The organism is Acinetobacter sp. 479375 (assembly GCF_000581715.1).
Classification (GTDB): Bacteria; Pseudomonadota; Gammaproteobacteria; order Pseudomonadales; family Moraxellaceae; genus Acinetobacter; species Acinetobacter ursingii.
The window spans coordinates 339,230-359,488 of sequence record NZ_JEZN01000001.1 but is presented as its reverse complement, the minus strand read 5'-3'; the positions used below and the strand labels follow the sequence as shown (position 1 = coordinate 359,488).

Sequence of the window (20,259 nt, the reverse complement as noted above, 5' to 3'; positions counted from 1 at the left end):
AAGGAATAGTTTAAATTATGAGCACCATACAAATCAATGACCAGTTACTCATTGAGAAGTTACATACTGTTGCTGAGCGTCTTGATCAACCCATTAAGCTTGGTCATGCGATTGCAAACAGTCTTTTAACGACTGTTGAAGATAATTTTGATAATGAAGGTCGGCCTGAATGGGCGGGATTGAGTTCTGTGACGTTGGCTCGACGTAAAGCAGGGAAAATTTTACAACAGTCTGGCCAGTTACGCCGTAGCATTGTTACAGTAGTGACTAAAGATGAAGTGATGATTGGTTCAAATGATCCGAAAGCCCCTACTCAACAGTTTGGTGCTAAACAAGGTCAATATGGTCGCAGTGCTAGAAATACGCCTTTACCTTGGGGAAATATATCAACTCGTCCATTTATTCCGATGGATGCGAATGGCAATTTGCAAGTTGAAGCAGAACAGGCAATTTTTGATGATGCAGATTATTTTTATAGATCAATATTCGATTAATGATAAACATAGCGTTAGATTATCGTTAGATTGTTTTATATTAAATTGAAATGCGTAAAACCATGAATCTATCGTCTATATAAAAATAATAGCTTAAAACGCCTTAAAACAATAAATACAGATTTATCGATTTTTCGGAAAGAATTCCAACTCTTTTTCCATTTTGATTCTTTCACACTGCGAGTATGAAAAAGACATTACTCGCAGCTTCATGCTCATTCGATATTACAGCGACATCAGATTACATGGTTTTAATCCCTGAAGGGATTTTCCGTGGCATCGATGGTCGCCCAACTGATGCTCCACACTGGAACTTGACTCCAGAGCGTGGCAGTCAAATTGCTGCGGTTTTAAATCAACGCGCAATCGATATGGTGATCGATTATGAGCATGCAACTTTAAAGTCACAAGAAAATGGTGACCCTGCCCCTGCTGCGGGCTGGATAAAAGCTGGCAGTTTTACCTATATAGAAGGAATAGGCTTATGTAGTACTCAATTCAAATGGACGGATAAGGCAAAGGGCTTTATCGAGTCAGAAGAATATAAATATTTATCCCCCGTCTTTTTTTATAACAACCAAGGTGACGTTCTAGCGTTACTGAATACTTCACTGACCAATACTCCTGCATTAGATCAGTTGCCACAAGCCAAGCTTGCAGCAGCGGCTCAGGATTACTTTTCTCAAAATTTAACCCAACAGGATTCCAAAATGGATGAGTTATTAGAACAACTGCGTTGGATGCTGAATCTGCCTCTCTCTGCAACAGCTGAAGAGATTTTGGCAGAGCTTGGCAAACTTCAAGCGCAGATTAAAGAAAAAACAGGCGTTGCAGTTGCAGCCAATAGTCAAAACCTTTTTGATGCGATTGCAGCTATTGATCAAATTAAAATGGCTGCTAACAGTCAAGCCAAGCCTGATCTAACTCAGTTTGTACCGATGGCTGTATATCAAGAAGCAGTTGCCAAAGCTGGTAATGCTGATGCCGTAATGAAAGCTAAAGAAATTGATGACTTGATTGTCGCAGCATGTAGTGACGGACGCCTCACAGGTGAAGCCACAATTAACTGGGTAAAAGATCAGGCTAAAACCAATCCTGATTTTGTTAAGGCTCATCTTGAAGGTTTACCCAAAATTGCGGCGTTGACCCAGAAACAGACACAGCAGCTCAATTTGGCAGCTAATCACCAGCAACATCAACAACCTGTGGATGACATTACTGCAAGTATTGCCACTCAATTTGGTTTAGACCCTGCAACTATTGGAGCTTAATTTATGACAGCTACTCAAATCCCAATCGTCACTGAAATGCGTGATGGTGAGCTATTACCACTCTCCTTAAAAGCAAATGCAATTGTTTTAGAAGGCACATTTGCTGTCGTTGATGCTACAGGTCTTGCCATTTCTTCAACTGTTGCAGTTGCAGCAACTCAAAAAGTTTTAGGTGTGTGGGATAAATCGGCTGACAACACAGGCGGTGCTGATGCCGATGTTATTACATGTGCTCGTCGCAAAAAGCAGTTCCTATTCCGAAATTCTACAACTGATGCTGTAGGACAAGCAGACATTGGTTCACAGGTTTATGTCGAAGATAACCAAACAATTGCAAAAACAGCAGGCGCTGGAAGTACACGTCCTTTAGCGGGGAAATTTATGGGCTTTGATACGCAATATCGTGACTGCGTATGGGTGGAGATTTAATACATGATCATTAATGAACAAAATGGCGCACGCATTCTTGCCGCTTTAAGTACAAGCATTAAAAAGGTTTTTGATGGGGCTTTTGCTTCTACAGAAAGCAATTATGACAAAGTGGCAATGACTGTACCGAGTACGGGGGCGTCAAATACATATGCATGGACAGACCGCTTCCCTGCATTACGCAAATGGATTGGTGATAAAGCTGTAAAGAAATTAACAGGCCATGCTTACATCTTAGTAAATGAAGATTATGAAGGCACTGTTGAAGTTGATCGTAACGATATCGAAGACGATAACTTGGGAATGTACACCATTGAAACTGAATCTGTTGCTGAGTCAGCTAAGCGCTGGCCAGATGGTTTGGTCTTTAAAGTTTTGACTAAGGGATTTAGTGAAAAATGCTATGACGGCAAAACATTTTATGCCACTGATCATAAGGTTGGTGACGGTAAAAGCATTGAAACTTACAGCAATAAGATTACTGCGCCATTGAGTGCCGCAACTTTGGCTGAAGCTCAAGCGAGTCTTGGTGCTGCAATTACGCTGATGACGTCTTTAAAAGATTCTGAAGGTCAACCACTTAATTTAAGTCCAAGCTTGTTGGTTGTTCCACCGGCTTTGCGTGAAACAGCAAACGTGTTGGTCACGACAGATCGTTTGGAAGACGGTAAGCCGAATCCATATAAAAATGCCGTTGAAGTACTGATCTGTGGTTGGCTGGCAACCACAACTGAATGGCATTTACTTGATGCCTCACGAAAGATCAAACCTATTGTATTCCAGCCACGTAAAAAGCCTGTCTTTGTTGCTCAGTTCGACATGAATAGCGATAACGTCTTCATGCGTAAAAAGTATCGTTACGGTGCTGAAGCACGGGGGGTTGCTGGCTTTGGTTTGTGGCAACAGGCTGTTGGATCAACAGGTACTGGAGCTTAAGTCATGTATGCAACGGTAGATGGGATGCTCAAGAAATTTGGTGAACGTGAATTGATCCAGCTCACTGACACTGAAGCTCCTTATGAAGATGTCATTAATTACGATAAGCTGAATGCTGCCATGATTGAGGCTAATTCGGAAATTGATGGTTATCTTGCAAGTCGCTATCAACTACCGTTGCCTGCTGTACCACCATTTTTAGAAGCGATTGCGTGCAATATGGCCCGTTACCATGCTTGTACGGGTGCGATTTCTGAAAATGATCCAATAAAAACTCGTTATGACAATGCTGTAAAGTCACTCAAGGAAATCGCTAAAGGCACAATAGCTATTGGTGGTACACCTGCGGGTCAATCAGTTCCAGTGCAAACCTCTTCGAATAATGTGATGTTTCAAGTTGGGCGTCACGACTGGGGAGGTAATAAATGGTAGACCTAAATCTTTCAATTGTTGAGCAAGGCATTAAAGATGTCATGGCTGAACAGATCAAATCTGGCCAATGGCCGTGGGTGAGAGAGATTAAAACCTATGGTGGTGAATTCGATGATGAAACACTGGCATTTGTTCAAACCTTTCCAGCGATTTGGGTGACGTATCAAGGCTCAACGACAAAAAAGATCAGTCATAACAAAACTGAGTTGAATTGTACTTTTGTAGTGATGGTCGGTGCGCGTTCATTGCGTAATGAAGAGGCTCAACGGTTGGGCGCTGGACGAGACATTGGCACATTTGAAATGTTGGATCGAGTGCAACGTCTACTGAGCGTTAATGATTTATCCAGTCGAAATATTCAGGGTTTAGCACCGCTTGAGCTAGGTCGAACCCGAACTATTTTCAATACGTTGACACAGCGTCAATCTGTCAGTGTGTTAGCGCAAGAATTTACAACGTCTTATGTGATTCAAGCTTCGGATCGTGATCGTGAAGAAACTGACGCAGAAATTCGACATATCAATATTGACTATTATTTTGAGCCAGGGGATGACATCAAAGATGCTTCTGACCTTGTGGAGTTAAAACCATGACTATTTCAGCAGGAATTAAAACACCTGGTGTTTACACTGAGGTAAATATTAATACCCAGCGATCAGGGCTGCTTGCCAATGATCAGCGTGTATTATTTGTGACAAAAGATACCACCCCCGTCGTCAACCCGATTTCAATCTACGATACGGCATCAGCAGATGAAAAATTTGGTGACAACTCAGTTGCTGGGCGTATGTTGAAAGCAGCAATCAAAACCATGCGTACCGTCGATGTTCAAGCATGTACATTGCAGGAAGAATTAGATGATACGCTAGATACTATTGCACCCTTGGGTCATACCATCATTGCTGTAGATCAGGTGTTTAGTGCAGCTGATGATGCTGCTGCTTGGGTGGATCACTTGAACTTTGTGAGTGATGCAATCGAACAACGTCCTGCGATTTTGGTTGTGCCATTTACTGATATTGATGCTGCTACATTATTTGCTGCACAAGCAAAAATTGAAACCAGTTACCGAGTAGTTTGTCCATGTTACCACGGAGCCACAGGCCAAGCTGCTGAGATTGCTGGTGCGATGGCTGCTGCTTTGGCAGACTCTGCTGATCCAACTGTACCATTTAATGGGGTAAATTTGGGGGGTGTGGCGGCGGTAGATGACCAATACAAACTCACTTTTGAGCGTAAAGAAGCGGCAATGCGTGCAGGTGTGTGTGTCATTGAAACTGGTGCTGATGGCTCACCAGAGATTGTGCGTGCGATTTCCACTTTCCGTAAAAATCCTGATAGTGGTTTAGCTGATGGCATTATGCTCGACATCAATGGTGCTTTGACGATTGATTATGTGCGTAAAGTAATGCGTACTGCTGCATCCAAAGAGCGTCGTCGAAAAAATACCGCAGCGCAGCGTCGTAATTTACGTTCAATCTTCCTGACTGAAGCATTAAAACTGGACAAAGCAGAAATTCTGCAAAATGTCAGTGAAACTGCGGATCAACTCACTGTGACTGAAGATACAACAGATCGTTATCGTGTTAATGCAGTGATTCCTGCGAATTGGGTACGTGGTATGCACGTCGTTGCCGCTACGATTAATGTGTATTAATGGTATTCATAAAGGGCTTTTAAATATGAATTATTCTATCTCAACTGCTGTAGCCAGTACCATTGATGCATTGGACGCTGGCCATGAAATTTATAGCAAAATTGCAGATGCTATGGATTCTATTGAACAACAAGGCTCAACATTATCAGGTACTGAGAAAAAAACATGGGTACTGGAATATGCGGCTAAAGAAATTGCAGAGGTTCTAGATAATCTGGATTACTGGATACCTAAAATCAAGCAATGGATTGATATTTTCAAAGCTGCATTTAATGCATTAAAAGCATTATTTTAAAATCATGGATATAGGTTTCATTTGTGAAACCTATATCCTCACTACCTCAGCATTCAGCCAGAATTTCTTTTTAAAGTTTTTTGCAATTATGCCAATCGGCGTATCGTAGTCCTGAAAAACTTTTGCTTCGTTTATATGTTTTGTCCAACTGTATGATGTAGTTGGGATAATACGTTGGCTAAACTCAAAATCAGAATAACCGTCGCTTTCAAAATCATAATATTCAGTGTTCTTTTCTTCTTTTAAAAATAGTCCATCTTTTTTGATGTAATAGTTTCGCATCATATCTCCTAAATTAAATGGAAATGTTTCCGACTGATTTCACCATAATGCCTGATTAATAATAAGCCATCATTTGATAAAGAGTCTTTTAAAATGGCTGAAAAAGCAGTGGGTACTATAGTACTCAGCGTGAATGGTGATGAATATGACTGTGTGTCTTGCTCACCTAAAACCGAAACAGGTAAGAAACCTGTTAAAACCATGAATCGTTCCCGAAAAGTCACCCATACCACCGATGGTATTGAAACTCATGCGCTTGATGTTGTGGTCATTATTCCAGATGGCAAAGATATCAATTGGCTTGAAGTTGAAGATGCTCGTATCAGCATCGAGTCGCTATCGGGTAAATTCCGTGAAACATTTATCGACTGTACGACACAAAGTATGTCTGACAGCTATGAAGTGGATGGTGAAACCCGTCGCAGTTTGACGATGTTTGCACTGGATAAACTTGGTGAGTCACTTTGAGGTTAAACCATGATTGAAATTAAAGGTACTTTGCCTGTTGCGCTAAAAAAATTGGATGGTCAAACAGAGATTAAAAGTAAGCAGATCGTGATGCGTCAGATGACTGCGATTGAATATATTGACTCACAAGCTAATGTTGGTGAGGGTCAATATCTAGCGATTGCTGATCTTGCTTTTATGACAAAATTGATTGATCAGGATGGTCATGAGCATGATATCAGCTATGACATGCTTGGACACTCCAGTCGCTCGAATCTGGATTATTTGAAAAAATTGCGGCTTGAACTGGATGCAAAGGAACGAGCCGAGAATTCAGAAACCGAGCAAGAATCTTAAAAGCTTTGTTGCATCTAGGCATTCCTTATGATCAAGCGGTCAATATACCGCTTGATCTGGCATATGCATTCCTGATTGATGAGCGGCCAGACAATACTCATCAGCGACAATCAAAAAAATCTAACGTCAATCCAGCTCAATCTAACGCCATTCCACAGTCATCTGAAACCACAACTTTTGTTGCAGCACGTCGCAAGCATTCTAAAAAGGTTTAATCTATGAGCAGTAAAAACACAACAGTTTCTCTCACGCTTCAGGTTAAAGGCTCTCAAGCTTCACAAGAATTAAAGCGGTTGGCTGATCAGCAAATTACTGATACTAAAAAAATTAATGATCAGTGGAATCGAATAGATACTGCACAAAAATCATCAGTCAATACGGCTAAAGCTGGAACTCAGGCTGCGCGAGATACTGCACGTGCGGGAGATCAGCTGTTGCAGACTCAACGAGCAACAGAAACAGTACTGAGAACTCAGAAAGGTCATAGTCAACAGCAAGCCCAGTTGCTAAAGCAGCAACAGAATAATGCGCAACAATTGGCTGCTCAAATGAAAAAAGTTGAGCAATCAAGTTTAGAAACTCAGAGACATACTCAAAATACTTTTTCACTTTGGCAGAAAGGTGCGGCACTCGCTACAGGTGCAGTCGCTACTGGGGCTGTGATTTCTACTGCAATGCAAAAGCCTAGAGATTATGATCAACAGCTTACATATATTGCTGCTACAGCAACAGGTGGCCAAGGTTTAAGTGTTAAAGAGCGTTTAGAAGCCCGCAGCCAGTTAAATGATTACATTAAAGGGTCTGTACGTGCTGGAGGTGGAACTCGGGAAGATGCTGCAAGTGCCGTAAATACATTAATCGCTTCGGGTAAATATGATCTTGACAATGTAAAACCCGCTCTTGATGCAGCGGTTAAAACTGCTTCAGCAACAGGAGCAAATGCTATTGATGCTGCAACTTTAACAACAAGAATGCAAGATTTTGGTATCACGGATTTACAGCGAGGCCATGATATCGCAGTACGTGGAGGTCAATTAGGTAGTTTTGAATATAAAGATTTATCCAAATGGCTTGCACAGCAAATGGCTGCAGCTAGAACTGTTGGATATAGTGGTGAAAAAGGTTACGTTGAACTTGTCGCAATGAATCAGGTGGCTATGTCCACTGCTGCCACATCAGATGAAGCTGGAAATAATGTAGTTAATTTATTGGCTAAATTATCAAGTCGAGAATTTAGTAAATCTATTGGTGATGAAGTTAGAGTTCAAAAAGGCGATCCAACTCGATTGGAAGGGAAAAAAAAGCCACATGAGGTCTTTGACTGGAATACATATGCTATCCAACAACGCGATCAAGGAGTATACGGTGTTGAGGCATTTGTAAAACTTTTAGAGCGTCAATTTGCGGGTAATAAACAATATCAAACACTACAAAATAAAGCATTAAATTCATCTAATGATGCAGAACGTAAACAGGCTCTTGAGGATATGAGTAATATCGCAAGTGGTAGTGAGATTGGTAAAATTATTGCAGATCGTCAGGCTTTAATGGCTGCTTTGAGCGTAGTTTATAAAAAGGATGAATTAAATAAACTTCGCAAAGAATTGCCACAAGCTGGTGGAACAGTTTCTGCTGATTACGAAATGATAAGCCAGACAGAGTGGGCAAAAGATCAGGCAACTGATCAGGAAAAACTATTTGCTCAATCTAAGGCTTATGATTCTATTGCAGATTCATTGGGTGGGGTCAAAGACGAAATTACAGATTGGGCACGTAAACATGAAGACTTGGCAGCCGCAGCATATAGTGCAACGATTGCGTTAGGTGCTTTGGCTGCTGGTGCTGGTATATTTGCAGTTTTAGGCGGTAAAGGTGGTGGCGGTATTTTTACTAAAGTTAAAGATAAGTTTTCAAAAAAACCACCGATTTCAACAGTAAAAATGGAACGTGACCCAATCACTAACCTTCCTAAAGATCAGGCTTTAAAGAAAACTACAACCACAGTCCCCCCGATCTCGACTGAAAAAGCAGGTTCAGGAGCAAAATTAGCCACAGTCGCTAAAACAGCAACAAAGGTTGCAGGAGCAACAGCCACCGTTGCAACTGTTGGTGTTGGTGCATATCAAGCTTATTCTGCATATAACAATCCAGATTTGACTAAAAAGCAAAAAAATACTGAATATGCCAAAGCTGCTGGAGGTACAGCAGGTACACTGGCAGGTGGATGGGCTGGTGCTAAAGCTGGTGGATTTGCAGGAGCTGCTATAGGTTCTGCTTTTCCAGTCGTTGGCACTGTAGCAGGCGGTGTGGTTGGTGCAGCTGTAGGCGGTATCGCGGGTGGACTTGCAGGTAATTGGCTTGGTGATAAAGCGGGAGAAGCATTGAGTCAGACGATCAACGATAGTAGTACTGAACAAATTGCAGTTCTTCAGCAACAAAATGACATGCTGACCGCCCAGAATAAAGCCATTACTGATCAAACTTCGATTTTATCGAACAAGTTGGATGCTCTCATGGGAGCAATGGCCAATAATCGGCCGATAATTAATTTTGATGGAACAACATTTTCAACTTCATTCTCACAACAACAAAACCGTGAAAGTAAACGCTCTGCTGCACCTCCCAATTATTTATTGAGAAAATAAATGGAAAGGTTTCCGCCTGATCTAAAATACTGGAATTTCTAAAATAGCCTCATATCAATGAGGTTTTTTTATGGGCTGGAAAGATGATTTATTAGACTCAAGTTTTCGTGGAGTGCAGTTTGAGTGTATCTCTACTAAGGATAGTGTGTCTAAAACTCAAGTCGTACATCAAGCTCCATATTCTAATGAAGCCATCATCGAAGACATGGGCAAAGAGCCTAGAAAAATCACGATCCAGACTATTTATACGGGCGAAGACTATAAGTCGCAGTTGGATGCGCTTGAAAATGCATTGCAAGAAACGGGCGAAGGTGAACTGATCCATCCGATTTTTGGTTCATGCAATGCCAGTGTTATAACTTATAGTGTTGATCATGATGCAGATAATTATGATGCATGTCTAATTTCAATCGATTTTATTTTAGCAAAAGAAGAAAAACGGGAATTATTTCTACCAATTGATGCCCCGATCGCAATCGACGGATTAGTCGGTGTTGATGCCCCGTTTGCCAAGTTGCGTGAATATCTCAATAAGTTGCGTAGTTTCGATCCTAATAAATATCTGCAAGTTTTTAATCGAATCCGTAATGGTATCCAAGATGCTCGCACTGCTTTGGGCTTAATCAAGGGAACCATTGAAGATGTACTTAATCCTAAGTGGATCACAGGCTTAATTGATGATGTCACCAAGTTAGTAACCTTTGATACATCGATATCGGCAATATCAAAGTGGCGTGATGTTTTTCATCGTATCAAGCGTTTAAGTAATATTTTCGATTCTGATGATGATGCACCAGAACTCAAACAAACTTGGCGCGCGGTACAAGTGGCTACCACTGTTGCGGTTTCTCAGAAGATGGTTAGTCGTGTTCGTGATGAGATGATTCAGCAGACTCAAGAACAGCATGATCAGATCGCCAGTGTTGTGACTAACAATAATAGTAACGGTATTGTCAGTGGCAGCGCCAATAAAAATGGCTCTGTTTCTGGCTCAAGCTCATCTAGCGGCAGTTCTGGTTCTTCGGGTGGTGGTTCATCTTCATCAAGTACAACTGGTCAAACCAGCTCAAGAGGACGTACACGTACTGAAGTGTCTTTGACCCCGCTTGATTTGGCTGTGATTCGCCAAAACATTCGTCAGCAGATTCAGGAAAATATTCAAGCTGAACGTGAACAATCTTCAGCAACAAATCTCATGACGTATGAAAGCGTTAATCAGATCCAATTGTTAAAAGTCTTTGCGGATCAAGTTCATTTGCAGATTCAGGAATTGATTGAAACACGTCCACCAATCACTACTGCTGTTGTGCCTGTGCCATGCACCCTGCATTGGTTCGCACACTATTTGTATGGCGATATGAGCCGAGCAAATGAAATTAATCGTTTGAATCAAAACCTGATTAATCCTGCTATGTTATTGTCTGGCATGGAGTTGACTGTCTATGCAAGATAATCAAAAAACGGATATTCGCCTAGTAATTGGTGCGACTGAAATCAATCAGTTTGATGACGTTTCTATTGATAGTGTCATCGACGTGCCCGCTGACGGCTGGAGCGTGACTGCATTTAATCCAGTCTATGATCGCCTACCGATGGACGTATCAGCGGGTCAAAAAATCCAGTTGTACTATGGCAAAGAGCTTGTTCTCACAGGCATTTGCGACAGCGTTAAAGAAGTGGTGAAACGTGATGGTCGTTTATTGCAAATCGCTGGCCGTGATCTGGCTGGCCAGTTAATTGATTGCTCAGTGCCATTATTCAATGGCAAGCAACTGAATCTACAAGAGTTAATTAATCGCTATGTGTTGTCAGGTGATTTTGCATCACTATTTAGCAATGTCAAAATTCAAAATAATGCATGGCTAAAAAATAAAGTGTCGATTGAGCCAACAGAATCCGTGTGGGATGCACTGGCCAAAGCAGCTCAAGTCACGGGTCAGCACGTTTGGCTGGAGTCAGATGGCACGATTGTTATTGGCGATCCATTTGCCAATCCATATCAAGTCCAGCAACCTCTTATGCTGATGTATGATGGCAACCAGAACAATATTTTAGATGCTGAATATGAAGAGGATGTTTCCAGCGTCTTTAGTACCATCAAAATGCTGTCTCAGGATGCTGAAGCACGTCAAATTTTATCTGAAGCGACCAGCAGTACTAACTATCAATATGGCCGCTTAAAGCTAGTAAGTCTGGGCGATGTCGAAACCCAGTCAGAAGCTAAAGCAGCACTGGATAAAATCAAAAAAGACAATGATCTACAGGCTTATAGCTTAACTGTCACCGTGCAAGGCTGGACAATAGACAACCGTGTCTGGACGGCAGGAATGTATGTCACAGTCAAAAGTGACGTACTTTCACGTGCAACGGCAAAATGGATGGTACTTGGTCGGACATTGCGTTTATCGCGTGGCCAAGGTCAAACCACCATTCTACGCCTTAAACGCCAAGGTGATTGGGCGCAACCGCTTACATCTAAGCAACATCAGGACAAAACCCAAAAGAAAAAAGCCAAACAGGCACTGAAAAAGGAACCAAAACCATGATGGATATGATTCGTAGCCAGATCAATGCTGCGGGTGGTCAAATCCGTCAGGCTTTATTCGGATTGGTTGCTCGTGCTGGCTCTAAGACCTTGCAACTCAAAGGTTTTGCAGATGAAACATTGCAAGATGTTGAATTGATTCAGCAAGTGGGTTTTAACTCGCATATTCCTGTCGATGCACGTGTTGTTGTTCTTCCATTGCACGGCAAAACTGCACGTTCTGTTGTCATTGCTACCACCAATGGAAAAGTCGTGGTGAATGTTGCTGAGGGTGAAACCTGTATTTATGATCAGTTTGGCCATTCAGTTTGGCTAAAGCAAGATGGTGTGCATGTGGCTGGAGACTTATATGTCGATGGAAACATTTCCTCTACAGCAAATATCTCAGATATGAAAAGCTCTATGCAGGATATGCGAGACATATATAACGACCATAAAAACGGCAATACCCCAACCCCGACACCGCAAATGTGAGGCAATAGCAATGGCAGTGATTGATTTAGAAACCAAAGATTATGTACTGACCTCACTGGATGCTGCATTTAATGATGATGTGGTGCAAGTAGTTTGTCAGCGTTTAAATATCCATCGCGGTAAGTTTTGGCGTGATCCAAACTTGGGCAGTCGCTTGTTCACACTCAAGCGCTCTAAAGATGTGAGCCGCAATATTTTATTAGCCAAACAATATGCTGAAGAAGCATTGGTCGATTTAGTTCCGAGCCGTTTATCTGCATTTAAAGTGACTGCTACGCAAAGTATTCAAAGCCGTGTTGATTTAGTGATTAATATTACCCGACTCACGGGTCTAAGTCAGAATATCCTTTATTTTGTCAAAGTTGGGGGGTAATTGCGATGGCTTATCCAATCCCTAACTTTAATACCCTATACCGACTTATTGTTCAGGAAATCCGAAATCAATCGGGTCTAAGCATTTCGGATGATTCAGATGCGGGCATACGTGCTGCGGGTACTGCATCCACGGTTGAGGGTTTATATCACCATCAAACCTATATTCAGCGTCAACTGTTTATCTCAACTGCGGATGAGCCTTTTCTGTATGTCCATGCTGAAGAAATTGGTCTGCCAAGGTTGGGTGGAACCAAAGCATCAGGCACTGTGACAGCCACTGCCAATGTTGATATGACCATTTTGGCTGGAACTCATTTGACCAATGGTAAAGGCTATTACTGGAGCGTTGCGACAGATGTCGAATTGATTGCGAATACAGCTGCTGTTGTTAATGTGGTTGCTGGTGAGGCAGGTACATCATGGAACAGTACTGATGCTAGCCTGATGTGGGTCAGCCCTGCGGCGGGTCTGAGGGGTAATGTACAAGTTATCAGCATTAGTGGTGGTTCTGATGAAGAAGAACTTGAAGATTGGCGTTCACGGCTATCTGAACGTAAAAAACTGGGTGATTTTAAGGATCGACGCACCGATCTGATCTTTATGATGAAATCTGTAACAGGTGTTGAGCATGTTTATATTTACCCCAAACGTCGTGGATTAGGTTCGTTAGATATCGGCATTACTGCCAAAGGTAATCCACCGACTTTACCTTCAGCAGCTCTCATTGCATCAGCACAACAGGTTTTGGATGACTACCTTGGTATCTTAGCTGATAGTCGAGTATTTTCACCGACCCAACAATTGGTGGATGTGACAGCGGTATTGTCAGGTACAACGATTGATTTAGTTGCTGCACAACAAATGATTCGTGATTATTTTGCTGAACTTGAGCCTGCGGATTCGTATTTGCCTGCGATTTTATCTGCACGTTTACTTAACTTGAGCAATGTTACTGATGTGCAATTGACCCCAGATTACAACATTACGCCAACGGTGGACTGGATGAATCTGTTTTGGCTTCGTGCAGGCAATGTCATAGTGAGTAAAGCATGATGACTTTAGATCAATCAACCTTACTTTATGCTTCAGTATTACGTCAGTTGCTCCCAGTTGGCGGCTACGATACTTCTGCCAACACTAATATTGCCATTGATATATATGCACATGCCAAATTACTAGCTCAAACTGATTTTGATGGGAAACGTTTACTCAGCGTGATTCATGATATTCCACCTGAACTTATATCTGAATATGAGCGTGAATATGGGTTGCCGTTAAATTGCTCATTTGATGACGACCGAAGTATTGAAGAGCGCATCAATATTGTGAAATGGGTACGCAGTCATATTTTTGGAACGGAGTATTATCGTCAGCTTTTAAGTTTTTTTGGTGTTGAACTGATCAATCTGGTAAAGCCTAAACCAATGCAATGTACCGACCCATGTACCGCACCAGTCAATACCGAGCAACTTCGTTACAAGATCAAACTTTTAGTTAAGAACTCAAATACAGCCAATATGAGCTGCATTATTGAGAGTTATTTTCCTGCATTTCTTCAAATTGACCCTGTGGAGGCCTAGAGTGAAGCGAATTGATAGTGTAAATGCGCGGCCTAACCAGAATGGCCAAGGCAAAAATGGTTTTTCAGATAATGCTGATATTTCAGGCATGGACGCCACATATGTAACACCTGACTTTCTCAATCATATTCAGGAAGAATTGGCTAACTTGCTGGAGAAAAATGGTACAGCTTTAAACCCGCAGTCTAAGCAGCAGTTGTTTGATTTGCTTGCAACAGACGCAGATGTACTTGCACTTGCTCAAAATATCGAAAATTTGTTTTTAAGAAAAAATCAGCTTGTTGATAATTTGACAACTGACGATTCAAATAGACCTTTAAGTGCAAAACAGGGTAAAAAACTTCAAGATGAAAAATTTGCAAAAACGGGTGGTACTGTTAATGGTGATATGACAGTCACTGGTGCAATTACTGTCAATATTGATGATGCTGTTGGTGTTTTTAAAAAATTGATCGAAGCTAGCACAACAACTGATGGCGGATATTTGGCTATCGGAAATAATGGTGAGGACAAAGGTTATGTTGAGCTTGGTGCTATTGATGATGCGGATTCAAAAGTGTTTGCGCGGAAGAGAGATGGCGCAAATCAGATACTTTCAGAAGTCACATTACTTGGCTCAAACAATGAATCAGTTTTTCCAGTTTCAGTAAAATCTCCAAAATTTATTGGAGAATTGCAGGGCAATGCTTCAACAGCGACTAAATTACAGAGCCCAAGAAAAATTAACAATATTGATTTTGATGGCACATCTAATATCACTATTTATGACGCATCAAAATTTGAAGCGACAGGTGTAACTGGTTCAGTTGTTGATGTAGCATGGAATGCTAAATCTGGTGTCTACAAAAAAAACCTACCAGAATCATCACAGATGATTGTTCATTTTTTAGGTGATGGTTCTGCACCAGCATTACAATTTCTTTGTTCATATTCAAATGGTGGATTGTATTATCGATCTGCAAGGGATTCTTTTGGATTCGAGAAAAACTTTGAACGAATCATGACTGAAAAGGGTGGAAGATTTACAGGTGATGTAGATTTTAGCCAAAATATTACTGTTGATGGTGGTGTATCCATCAACAGCAATATTTTGGTCGGTGGAACGATTTTAGTAAAAGTAAACGATTCTGTTGGTGTTTTTAAAAAATTGATCGAAGCTAGTACAGCAACTGATGGCGGATATTTGGCTGTCGGAAATAATGGTGAAGATAAAGGCTATGTAGAAATTGGTACAACAGATGATGCTGAAACTTGGATTTTTGCAACACAGCGTGGTTCTAATGGCAATGTTTTAAGAAGAGTAGTTTTACTTGATTCTGTTGGTGATACATCATTCCCTGGTTCAATAACCACTCCTAATGATATCTCATCTAAAAATGTCCGAGCATCTAGCGATTTTATTGCTGGCGGTTGGGTCTATGCAGATAAGTATGTATCAAAAAGCGGTGGATCTGCTGCATTTCAGGGTAATGCAGACACAGCATCAAAACTACAAAACTCACGTAACATTGCACTTTCTGGTGCGGTGTCTGGAAATGCCAATTTTGATGGATCTGGAAACATCAACATTGAAACTACTCATAACAACTCAGTTCGTGCATTTATCAACTTCAATATGAGTAACGGCTCAATAAGGAAGTCTTCAGGAATTTCAAGTGTTACTTCGCTTGGTAGTGGTGTTTACAGAATCAACTTAAGTCAAGCTGCTCCAGATGCAAATTATGCAGTTGTTGGGATGGCTAGTTGGCGTGGTTCTGCTGGTGCTGCTGTGAATATGTGGGATGATTCGAACAACTTACCGAGTCAGTGGTCGTTTTGTATTAACTGTAGTTGGGGTGGTGATAACACAGCAGGTACTTATAACCCAACTTACGTTAATTTAGCTATTATGTATTGAGGTTTAATGATGAAAATTATTTATTTACAAGAAAATAATGTCATTGCAATCGTATCACTCGTTGATGAATCGAACATTGCTGAAGAGGCTCCAAAACATGTGCCTCTGGGCAAGAAATTTAAGATCATTGATGATTCTGAACTACCAACTGATACAAAATATCGTGATGCGTGGACAGTAGATGAGTCTGATCTGACCGATGGTATCGGAGAAATGGCATGATCTATATTGATGAAGAAAAGAAAAAAGAAATTGATAGCAAACAATTTCTAGCTCTCACACGCCGACAATTCAAACTTGCATTACTTCAAAATAATTTACTTGAAACGGTCGAGCAGTCGATTGCAACTATTGAAGATTCGGCGTTAAAAACTCGCATTGAAATCGAATACAACGAATCTGAAAAATTTGAGCGTACAAACGATTCAGTTCAATACATGCTTAGTATTTTAAATCTGACTGAAGAACAAGTTGATGAAATGTGGCGTTATGCGATGACGTTGTGATTTGATTATTTATAGTGCTATAAGTCAGTAATGGCTTATAGCTATATATGGGCATAAGTGCAGAATAAGTTATAAAAATTTAGTGCAAAATAAAAAATAAATCAGTGCAAAATTAGCCGAAAACTTACATTAACGATTAAAATAATAATGTTACATGGATATCAGACATTAAAAAACCACTTAGGATTCGTACACCTAAGTGGTTGATTTATTTGGTGGGCCCACCGTGACTCGAACACGGGACCAATGGATTATGAGTCCACTGCTCTAACCGACTGAGCTATAGGCCCAAATAATGTAAAATATTGAATAATCAATGATTTTAAGCGAATCAGATATTATCTAAGTTGATCATTAAATACAAGTGCTTTTTAATTTATAAAACTATAAAGCACCTTGATTTTACCCGAGTGATTCTATCCGATATGGATCATTATAGTAAAGTTAAGATACTGATTTTTTGATCATTAAAGATTCAATTAGAACCATGCAATAGCCTTATAAACATATGATATTTACATTCACTTATCACCCCAATCGATAAATAAAATAATAATTATTATCAAGTACTTGTGTTTCGTTTTTTTACAAATATGCAGCTATACTCTGCTATTTATTTATTCGATCTTCTATAAGAATGTAAAAAGAAATAATGAAATACAGAATTTCTGATTGAGCTTTTAAATAAATACACCCTAATTTATCCCATCAAAATATATTTTTATATATTAAATTCAAAAAGTTGAGGAACAAACCCATGTCAAATGTAGAATTTACAGATATTGCTACTTTACGTCAAAGAGCACGTCAACATGTTGAAGAAGGTGCTGTAACAGAAGGTTATTCAGCAGATCGCGAAGAAATTCTGAAATTACTCAATGAAGCACTCGCAACTGAACTGATTTGCGTTTTACGCTATAAACGCCATTATTTTATGGCTCAAGGCGTCAAAGCCTCGGTTGCTGCTTCTGAGTTTTTAGAGCATGCAAATCAGGAAGCCACACATGCGGACAATCTGGCAGAGCGAATTGTACAGCTCGGTGGTGAACCCAACTTTAATCCAAGAGGTTTGGAAGAACGTTCACATGCCGAATACGTGGAAGGTAAAACTCTTAAAGAAATGGTGACTGAAGATCTGGTTGCTGAACGTATTGCAATCGACTCTTACCGTGAAATCATTCAATATATTGGTGATAAAGATCCAACTACACGCCGTATTTTGGAAGATATTTTAGCTCAGGAAGAAGAACATGCCGATGATATGGCTGATATTTTAAGTGATCTTTAAAATATTTCTTCAATCTATTAAAAATAGGTTTTGAAATCCAATTATTATGTTGATTAGGGTGTTATTTACACCCTAATTTTAGATTTTATTCACTTTCATCAGATTTGCTATGTTTGCGAGCATCAAGATAAAATTCAAAGGCACTCCAAATACAAATAATAGTAAATATGCAGGCTATGACTATCATTAGCGTCATCCACATTAAAATGTCCTTATTTTAACTGGTTGAAAATATTTATAAGTTTAAGTTGAATTAGACTAAAGTCTAATGCTGTTCTTAGATCATCGGAATGGCATTTTTATACTTTTTTAAAACTTTATTTTTATATTTTAAGCATGAAAAAATGGCGCATTTTCTGCGCCACATTTTCTTAAATAAAATAGCGAAATTTAAAACCGAGCACTAACGTTGTTGATTAGATTGCTTTTGCTGGTCTTTTTGCTGATTTGGGTTTTGCTGTTCTTGCTGACGTTGTTTGTCAGACTGTTGGTTATGCTGAGGTTGCTTAGACGGATTCGACTGTTGATCTTGTGACTGACCTTGTTGGCGTTGATTAGACATAACAATGTTCCTCATTTTTGCTTTTTAAATCACCTTAGTCATTTAGAAGTTGAGTTAAAACCCTAAGATGTCCGTTCATGCTAGACCATAAGTTAGGTTTACAATAATTCGGTCTGTAAGATTGTTTAAAGTTATGTAAGACTAAAAAATAGAATATTTTTGTATTTTTTTTAAACAAGAATAGTTTAGCTTCTACTTGTACATTTCAATGAGAAAATAACTCACCTAATGTCACGGATCCTTACTTAAACTTACGCCTAAGTCTCCGTAAAATTTTATACAAGCGTATAAAAATATCTTTTTACTTCTTGTTTTTTCATTAAAGCTGCCTAAACTATGCCGATCTTTAGAGGATGTTCATCATGAAAAAGCAACTTGCTAAGTCTATTTTCAAACTTTCTGGCTGGTCATATCACATCGAACCCAATATTTTGGAAAACAAACAAGTGCTTATCGGTTTTGAGCACACCTCTAATATGGATGCCGTACTTTCACTGGCGTTGTTTGAGATTTTGGATATTAAAATTCATACTCTGATTAAAAAAGAGCTTTTTAAAGGGCCGTTGAAACCCCTATTAGAAAAAATAGGAGGGATTCCCGTTGATCGTAAAGCCAGTAAAGATATCGTCTCACAAATGGTTGAGCTATTTGAAACGCATGAAAGCTTCAATCTGGTGATTGCTCCAGAAGGAACCCGTGCAAAAAATGGCGAAGCACGTAAACCTATTCGTACAGGTTTTTGGCATATTGCAAAAGCCGCCAATGTTCCAATCGTGATGATGTATGCCAATGCGAAAACCAAACAAGGTGGCATTTTAGGCAAAATTTATCCTTCCGATCTCAATCAGGATTTGCAAACCATCCAACGACTTTATAAAGAAAAAGTTGGGTTAGATGTATGTATTCCAGAATCTAAACAATAACGTTTGTTGATTTTTCAAAAGCCAACCTCTTCCTCCTAAAAATAGGCTTATGGTAGAATCTGCACAATTTGATCGGGTACTCTCCCCCATCCTTAAGGAGCATATTGCAACATGGCAGGTCATTCCAAATGGGCAAACACCAAGCATCGTAAAGCAAAACAAGATGCCAGCCGTGCTAAAGTTTTTACCAAATATATTCGTGAAATTGTCACCGCAGCAAAATTGGGTGGCGCTGAGGCAGCAAGTAACCCGCGTTTACGTGCTGTAGTTGAAAAAGCATTGTCGGTAAATATGACCCGCGATGCCATTAATCGTGCGATCCAGCGTGGTGCTGGCGGTGAAGATAATGATGATCTCAACGAAGTCACTTATGAAGGATATGGCGTCGGCGGTGTTGCGGTTTTAGTTGAAACCATGACAGATAACCTGAATCGTACTGTACCTGATGTTCGCCATTGCTTTAGCAAAACCAATGGAAACTTAGGCACGAATGGTTCTGTGTCTTATCTATTTACCAAGCGTGGTGAAATCAGCTTTGAAGATGTGTCTTTAGAAGACAAAATCATGGAAGTGGCACTCGAAGCTGGTGCAGATGATATTGAAATTGAAGAAGACGGTATTTTAGTCATTACTTCGCCTGAAAGCTTTGGTGACGTGCAAGATGCATTGACAGCAGCAGGTTTAAAATCTGACAATGCCGAAGTAGTAATGAGTCCATCGACCAAAGCAGAAATTACGGATATCGAGCAAGCAAAACAGATCTTGAAAATGATTGATATGCTTGAAGATCTGGATGATGTGCAAAACGTCTATACCAATGTTGAATTTTCAGACGATGTATTAGCACAACTTGATGCTTAATAT

The 20,259-nt window shown here is 40.2% G+C and carries 26 protein-coding genes and 1 tRNA gene; 24 read left to right on the top strand and 3 right to left on the bottom strand.

Annotation, left to right across the window (positions count from 1 at the left end):
- Positions 1-17 precede the first annotated feature (17 nt).
- The 8 genes from J500_RS01785 to J500_RS01750 all read left to right on the top strand — a co-directional run bounded on the left by J500_RS01785 (position 18) and on the right by J500_RS01750 (position 5,514).
- Positions 18-494 carry a phage virion morphogenesis protein gene (locus tag J500_RS01785; RefSeq protein ID WP_004997530.1) on the top strand — a complete coding sequence of 159 codons (477 nt, stop codon included), beginning with the start codon at positions 18-20 and terminating at the stop codon, positions 492-494.
- A gap of 185 nt (positions 495-679) precedes the next feature.
- On the top strand, positions 680-1,765 hold the full coding sequence (locus tag J500_RS01780) for a phage protease (protein WP_004997529.1): 1,086 nt from the start codon (positions 680-682) through the stop codon (positions 1,763-1,765).
- Positions 1,766-1,768: 3 nt separating this feature from the next.
- Complete coding sequence (locus J500_RS01775) at positions 1,769-2,194, top strand: hypothetical protein (RefSeq protein WP_004997525.1); 426 nt, start codon at positions 1,769-1,771, stop codon at positions 2,192-2,194.
- A gap of 3 nt (positions 2,195-2,197) precedes the next feature.
- Entirely contained in the window at positions 2,198-3,130 is a 933-nt protein-coding gene (locus J500_RS01770) for a Mu-like prophage major head subunit gpT family protein (protein WP_004997523.1), read from the top strand.
- Between the two features lie 3 nt (positions 3,131-3,133).
- Positions 3,134-3,562 carry a gp436 family protein gene (locus J500_RS01765; RefSeq protein ID WP_004997520.1) on the top strand — a complete coding sequence of 143 codons (429 nt, stop codon included), beginning with the start codon at positions 3,134-3,136 and terminating at the stop codon, positions 3,560-3,562.
- Positions 3,556-4,155 carry a phage protein Gp37 gene (locus tag J500_RS01760; protein ID WP_004997519.1) on the top strand — a complete coding sequence of 200 codons (600 nt, stop codon included), beginning with the start codon at positions 3,556-3,558 and terminating at the stop codon, positions 4,153-4,155. Before J500_RS01765 ends, J500_RS01760 begins: the two co-directional genes overlap by 7 nt.
- Before the next feature lie 218 nt (positions 4,156-4,373).
- Positions 4,374-5,219, top strand: coding sequence for a phage tail sheath C-terminal domain-containing protein (locus J500_RS01755; RefSeq protein ID WP_051062670.1), 846 nt, complete (start codon positions 4,374-4,376; stop codon positions 5,217-5,219).
- A gap of 25 nt (positions 5,220-5,244) precedes the next feature.
- Positions 5,245-5,514 (top strand): hypothetical protein, encoded by a 270-nt coding sequence (locus J500_RS01750; RefSeq protein ID WP_004997517.1) that lies wholly within the window; start codon positions 5,245-5,247, stop codon positions 5,512-5,514.
- Between the two features lie 30 nt (positions 5,515-5,544).
- Here J500_RS01750 and J500_RS01745 read toward each other — a convergent pair whose 3' ends face one another.
- Positions 5,545-5,799, bottom strand: a complete 255-nt coding sequence (locus J500_RS01745; RefSeq protein WP_227613744.1) for a hypothetical protein — start codon at positions 5,797-5,799, stop codon at positions 5,545-5,547.
- Between the two features lie 90 nt (positions 5,800-5,889).
- On the opposite strand from J500_RS01745, the gene J500_RS01740 reads away from it, so the two are divergent.
- From J500_RS01740 to J500_RS01680, 13 genes are all read left to right on the top strand, one after another.
- Positions 5,890-6,264 (top strand): hypothetical protein, encoded by a 375-nt coding sequence (locus tag J500_RS01740; RefSeq protein ID WP_004997514.1) that lies wholly within the window; start codon positions 5,890-5,892, stop codon positions 6,262-6,264.
- Positions 6,265-6,273: 9 nt separating this feature from the next.
- The gene (locus tag J500_RS01735) at positions 6,274-6,600 is read left to right on the top strand and encodes a hypothetical protein (protein ID WP_004997510.1); all 327 of its coding nucleotides are present in this window, start codon (positions 6,274-6,276) and stop codon (positions 6,598-6,600) included.
- Between the two features lie 5 nt (positions 6,601-6,605).
- Positions 6,606-6,815 (top strand): hypothetical protein, encoded by a 210-nt coding sequence (locus J500_RS01730; protein WP_034697781.1) that lies wholly within the window; start codon positions 6,606-6,608, stop codon positions 6,813-6,815.
- A gap of 3 nt (positions 6,816-6,818) precedes the next feature.
- Positions 6,819-9,245, top strand: a complete 2,427-nt coding sequence (locus J500_RS01725; protein WP_004997507.1) for a phage tail tape measure protein — start codon at positions 6,819-6,821, stop codon at positions 9,243-9,245.
- Positions 9,246-9,315: 70 nt separating this feature from the next.
- The gene (locus J500_RS01720; RefSeq protein WP_004997506.1) at positions 9,316-10,698 is read left to right on the top strand and encodes a DNA circularization N-terminal domain-containing protein; all 1,383 of its coding nucleotides are present in this window, start codon (positions 9,316-9,318) and stop codon (positions 10,696-10,698) included.
- Entirely contained in the window at positions 10,688-11,791 is a 1,104-nt protein-coding gene (locus J500_RS01715; RefSeq protein WP_004997501.1) for a phage baseplate assembly protein, read from the top strand. Before J500_RS01720 ends, J500_RS01715 begins: the two co-directional genes overlap by 11 nt.
- Positions 11,788-12,264, top strand: coding sequence for a phage baseplate assembly protein domain-containing protein (locus J500_RS01710; RefSeq protein WP_004997499.1), 477 nt, complete (start codon positions 11,788-11,790; stop codon positions 12,262-12,264). The genes J500_RS01715 and J500_RS01710 overlap by 4 nt, the downstream gene beginning before the upstream one ends.
- 10 nt (positions 12,265-12,274) lie before the next feature.
- Positions 12,275-12,637 (top strand): phage GP46 family protein, encoded by a 363-nt coding sequence (locus tag J500_RS01705; RefSeq protein WP_004997496.1) that lies wholly within the window; start codon positions 12,275-12,277, stop codon positions 12,635-12,637.
- Positions 12,638-12,642: 5 nt separating this feature from the next.
- A complete protein-coding gene (locus J500_RS01700) occupies positions 12,643-13,692 on the top strand; it encodes a baseplate J/gp47 family protein (RefSeq protein ID WP_034697780.1) in 1,050 nt (349 codons plus the stop codon).
- Positions 13,692-14,219 (top strand): hypothetical protein, encoded by a 528-nt coding sequence (locus J500_RS01695; protein WP_034697862.1) that lies wholly within the window; start codon positions 13,692-13,694, stop codon positions 14,217-14,219. The genes J500_RS01700 and J500_RS01695 overlap by 1 nt, the downstream gene beginning before the upstream one ends.
- 1 nt (position 14,220) lies before the next feature.
- Positions 14,221-16,116 (top strand): hypothetical protein, encoded by a 1,896-nt coding sequence (locus J500_RS17600; RefSeq protein ID WP_004997488.1) that lies wholly within the window; start codon positions 14,221-14,223, stop codon positions 16,114-16,116.
- A 6-nt stretch (positions 16,117-16,122) separates the two neighbouring features.
- Positions 16,123-16,338, top strand: coding sequence for a hypothetical protein (locus J500_RS16875; protein ID WP_227613746.1), 216 nt, complete (start codon positions 16,123-16,125; stop codon positions 16,336-16,338).
- Positions 16,335-16,622 (top strand): hypothetical protein, encoded by a 288-nt coding sequence (locus J500_RS01680; protein ID WP_004997484.1) that lies wholly within the window; start codon positions 16,335-16,337, stop codon positions 16,620-16,622. Before J500_RS16875 ends, J500_RS01680 begins: the two co-directional genes overlap by 4 nt.
- Positions 16,623-16,835: 213 nt before the next feature.
- On the opposite strand, the gene J500_RS01675 is transcribed toward J500_RS01680, so the two are convergent.
- Positions 16,836-16,912: transfer RNA gene (locus J500_RS01675), tRNA-Ile, on the bottom strand.
- A 467-nt stretch (positions 16,913-17,379) separates the two neighbouring features.
- On the opposite strand from J500_RS01675, the gene J500_RS01670 reads away from it, so the two are divergent.
- Entirely contained in the window at positions 17,380-17,910 is a 531-nt protein-coding gene (locus J500_RS01670; protein ID WP_004989233.1) for a ferritin-like domain-containing protein, read from the top strand.
- 403 nt (positions 17,911-18,313) lie between these two features.
- On the opposite strand, the gene J500_RS17480 is transcribed toward J500_RS01670, so the two are convergent.
- Positions 18,314-18,472 carry a hypothetical protein gene (locus J500_RS17480; protein WP_004997481.1) on the bottom strand — a complete coding sequence of 53 codons (159 nt, stop codon included), beginning with the start codon at positions 18,470-18,472 and terminating at the stop codon, positions 18,314-18,316.
- Between the two features lie 362 nt (positions 18,473-18,834).
- Between J500_RS17480 and J500_RS01665 the strand changes: the two genes are divergently transcribed.
- A complete protein-coding gene (locus J500_RS01665; protein ID WP_004989238.1) occupies positions 18,835-19,395 on the top strand; it encodes a 1-acyl-sn-glycerol-3-phosphate acyltransferase in 561 nt (186 codons plus the stop codon).
- A gap of 111 nt (positions 19,396-19,506) precedes the next feature.
- Positions 19,507-20,256, top strand: a complete 750-nt coding sequence (locus J500_RS01660; RefSeq protein WP_004989240.1) for a YebC/PmpR family DNA-binding transcriptional regulator — start codon at positions 19,507-19,509, stop codon at positions 20,254-20,256.
- Positions 20,257-20,259: the final 3 nt, after the last annotated feature.

Coding starts and splice junctions, on each gene's coding strand:
- J500_RS01785 (WP_004997530.1), top strand. CDS start 18: ATGAGCACCATACAAATCAATGACCAGTTACTCATTGAGAAGTTACAT.
- J500_RS01780 (WP_004997529.1), top strand. CDS start 680: ATGAAAAAGACATTACTCGCAGCTTCATGCTCATTCGATATTACAGCG.
- J500_RS01775 (WP_004997525.1), top strand. CDS start 1,769: ATGACAGCTACTCAAATCCCAATCGTCACTGAAATGCGTGATGGTGAG.
- J500_RS01770 (WP_004997523.1), top strand. CDS start 2,198: ATGATCATTAATGAACAAAATGGCGCACGCATTCTTGCCGCTTTAAGT.
- J500_RS01765 (WP_004997520.1), top strand. CDS start 3,134: ATGTATGCAACGGTAGATGGGATGCTCAAGAAATTTGGTGAACGTGAA.
- J500_RS01760 (WP_004997519.1), top strand. CDS start 3,556: ATGGTAGACCTAAATCTTTCAATTGTTGAGCAAGGCATTAAAGATGTC.
- J500_RS01755 (WP_051062670.1), top strand. CDS start 4,374: ATGCGTACCGTCGATGTTCAAGCATGTACATTGCAGGAAGAATTAGAT.
- J500_RS01750 (WP_004997517.1), top strand. CDS start 5,245: ATGAATTATTCTATCTCAACTGCTGTAGCCAGTACCATTGATGCATTG.
- J500_RS01745 (WP_227613744.1), bottom strand. CDS start 5,799: ATGATGCGAAACTATTACATCAAAAAAGATGGACTATTTTTAAAAGAA.
- J500_RS01740 (WP_004997514.1), top strand. CDS start 5,890: ATGGCTGAAAAAGCAGTGGGTACTATAGTACTCAGCGTGAATGGTGAT.
- J500_RS01735 (WP_004997510.1), top strand. CDS start 6,274: ATGATTGAAATTAAAGGTACTTTGCCTGTTGCGCTAAAAAAATTGGAT.
- J500_RS01725 (WP_004997507.1), top strand. CDS start 6,819: ATGAGCAGTAAAAACACAACAGTTTCTCTCACGCTTCAGGTTAAAGGC.
- J500_RS01720 (WP_004997506.1), top strand. CDS start 9,316: ATGGGCTGGAAAGATGATTTATTAGACTCAAGTTTTCGTGGAGTGCAG.
- J500_RS01715 (WP_004997501.1), top strand. CDS start 10,688: ATGCAAGATAATCAAAAAACGGATATTCGCCTAGTAATTGGTGCGACT.
- J500_RS01710 (WP_004997499.1), top strand. CDS start 11,788: ATGATGGATATGATTCGTAGCCAGATCAATGCTGCGGGTGGTCAAATC.
- J500_RS01705 (WP_004997496.1), top strand. CDS start 12,275: ATGGCAGTGATTGATTTAGAAACCAAAGATTATGTACTGACCTCACTG.
- J500_RS01700 (WP_034697780.1), top strand. CDS start 12,643: ATGGCTTATCCAATCCCTAACTTTAATACCCTATACCGACTTATTGTT.
- J500_RS01695 (WP_034697862.1), top strand. CDS start 13,692: ATGACTTTAGATCAATCAACCTTACTTTATGCTTCAGTATTACGTCAG.
- J500_RS16875 (WP_227613746.1), top strand. CDS start 16,123: ATGATGAAAATTATTTATTTACAAGAAAATAATGTCATTGCAATCGTA.
- J500_RS01680 (WP_004997484.1), top strand. CDS start 16,335: ATGATCTATATTGATGAAGAAAAGAAAAAAGAAATTGATAGCAAACAA.
- J500_RS01670 (WP_004989233.1), top strand. CDS start 17,380: ATGTCAAATGTAGAATTTACAGATATTGCTACTTTACGTCAAAGAGCA.
- J500_RS17480 (WP_004997481.1), bottom strand. CDS start 18,472: ATGTCTAATCAACGCCAACAAGGTCAGTCACAAGATCAACAGTCGAAT.
- J500_RS01665 (WP_004989238.1), top strand. CDS start 18,835: ATGAAAAAGCAACTTGCTAAGTCTATTTTCAAACTTTCTGGCTGGTCA.
- J500_RS01660 (WP_004989240.1), top strand. CDS start 19,507: ATGGCAGGTCATTCCAAATGGGCAAACACCAAGCATCGTAAAGCAAAA.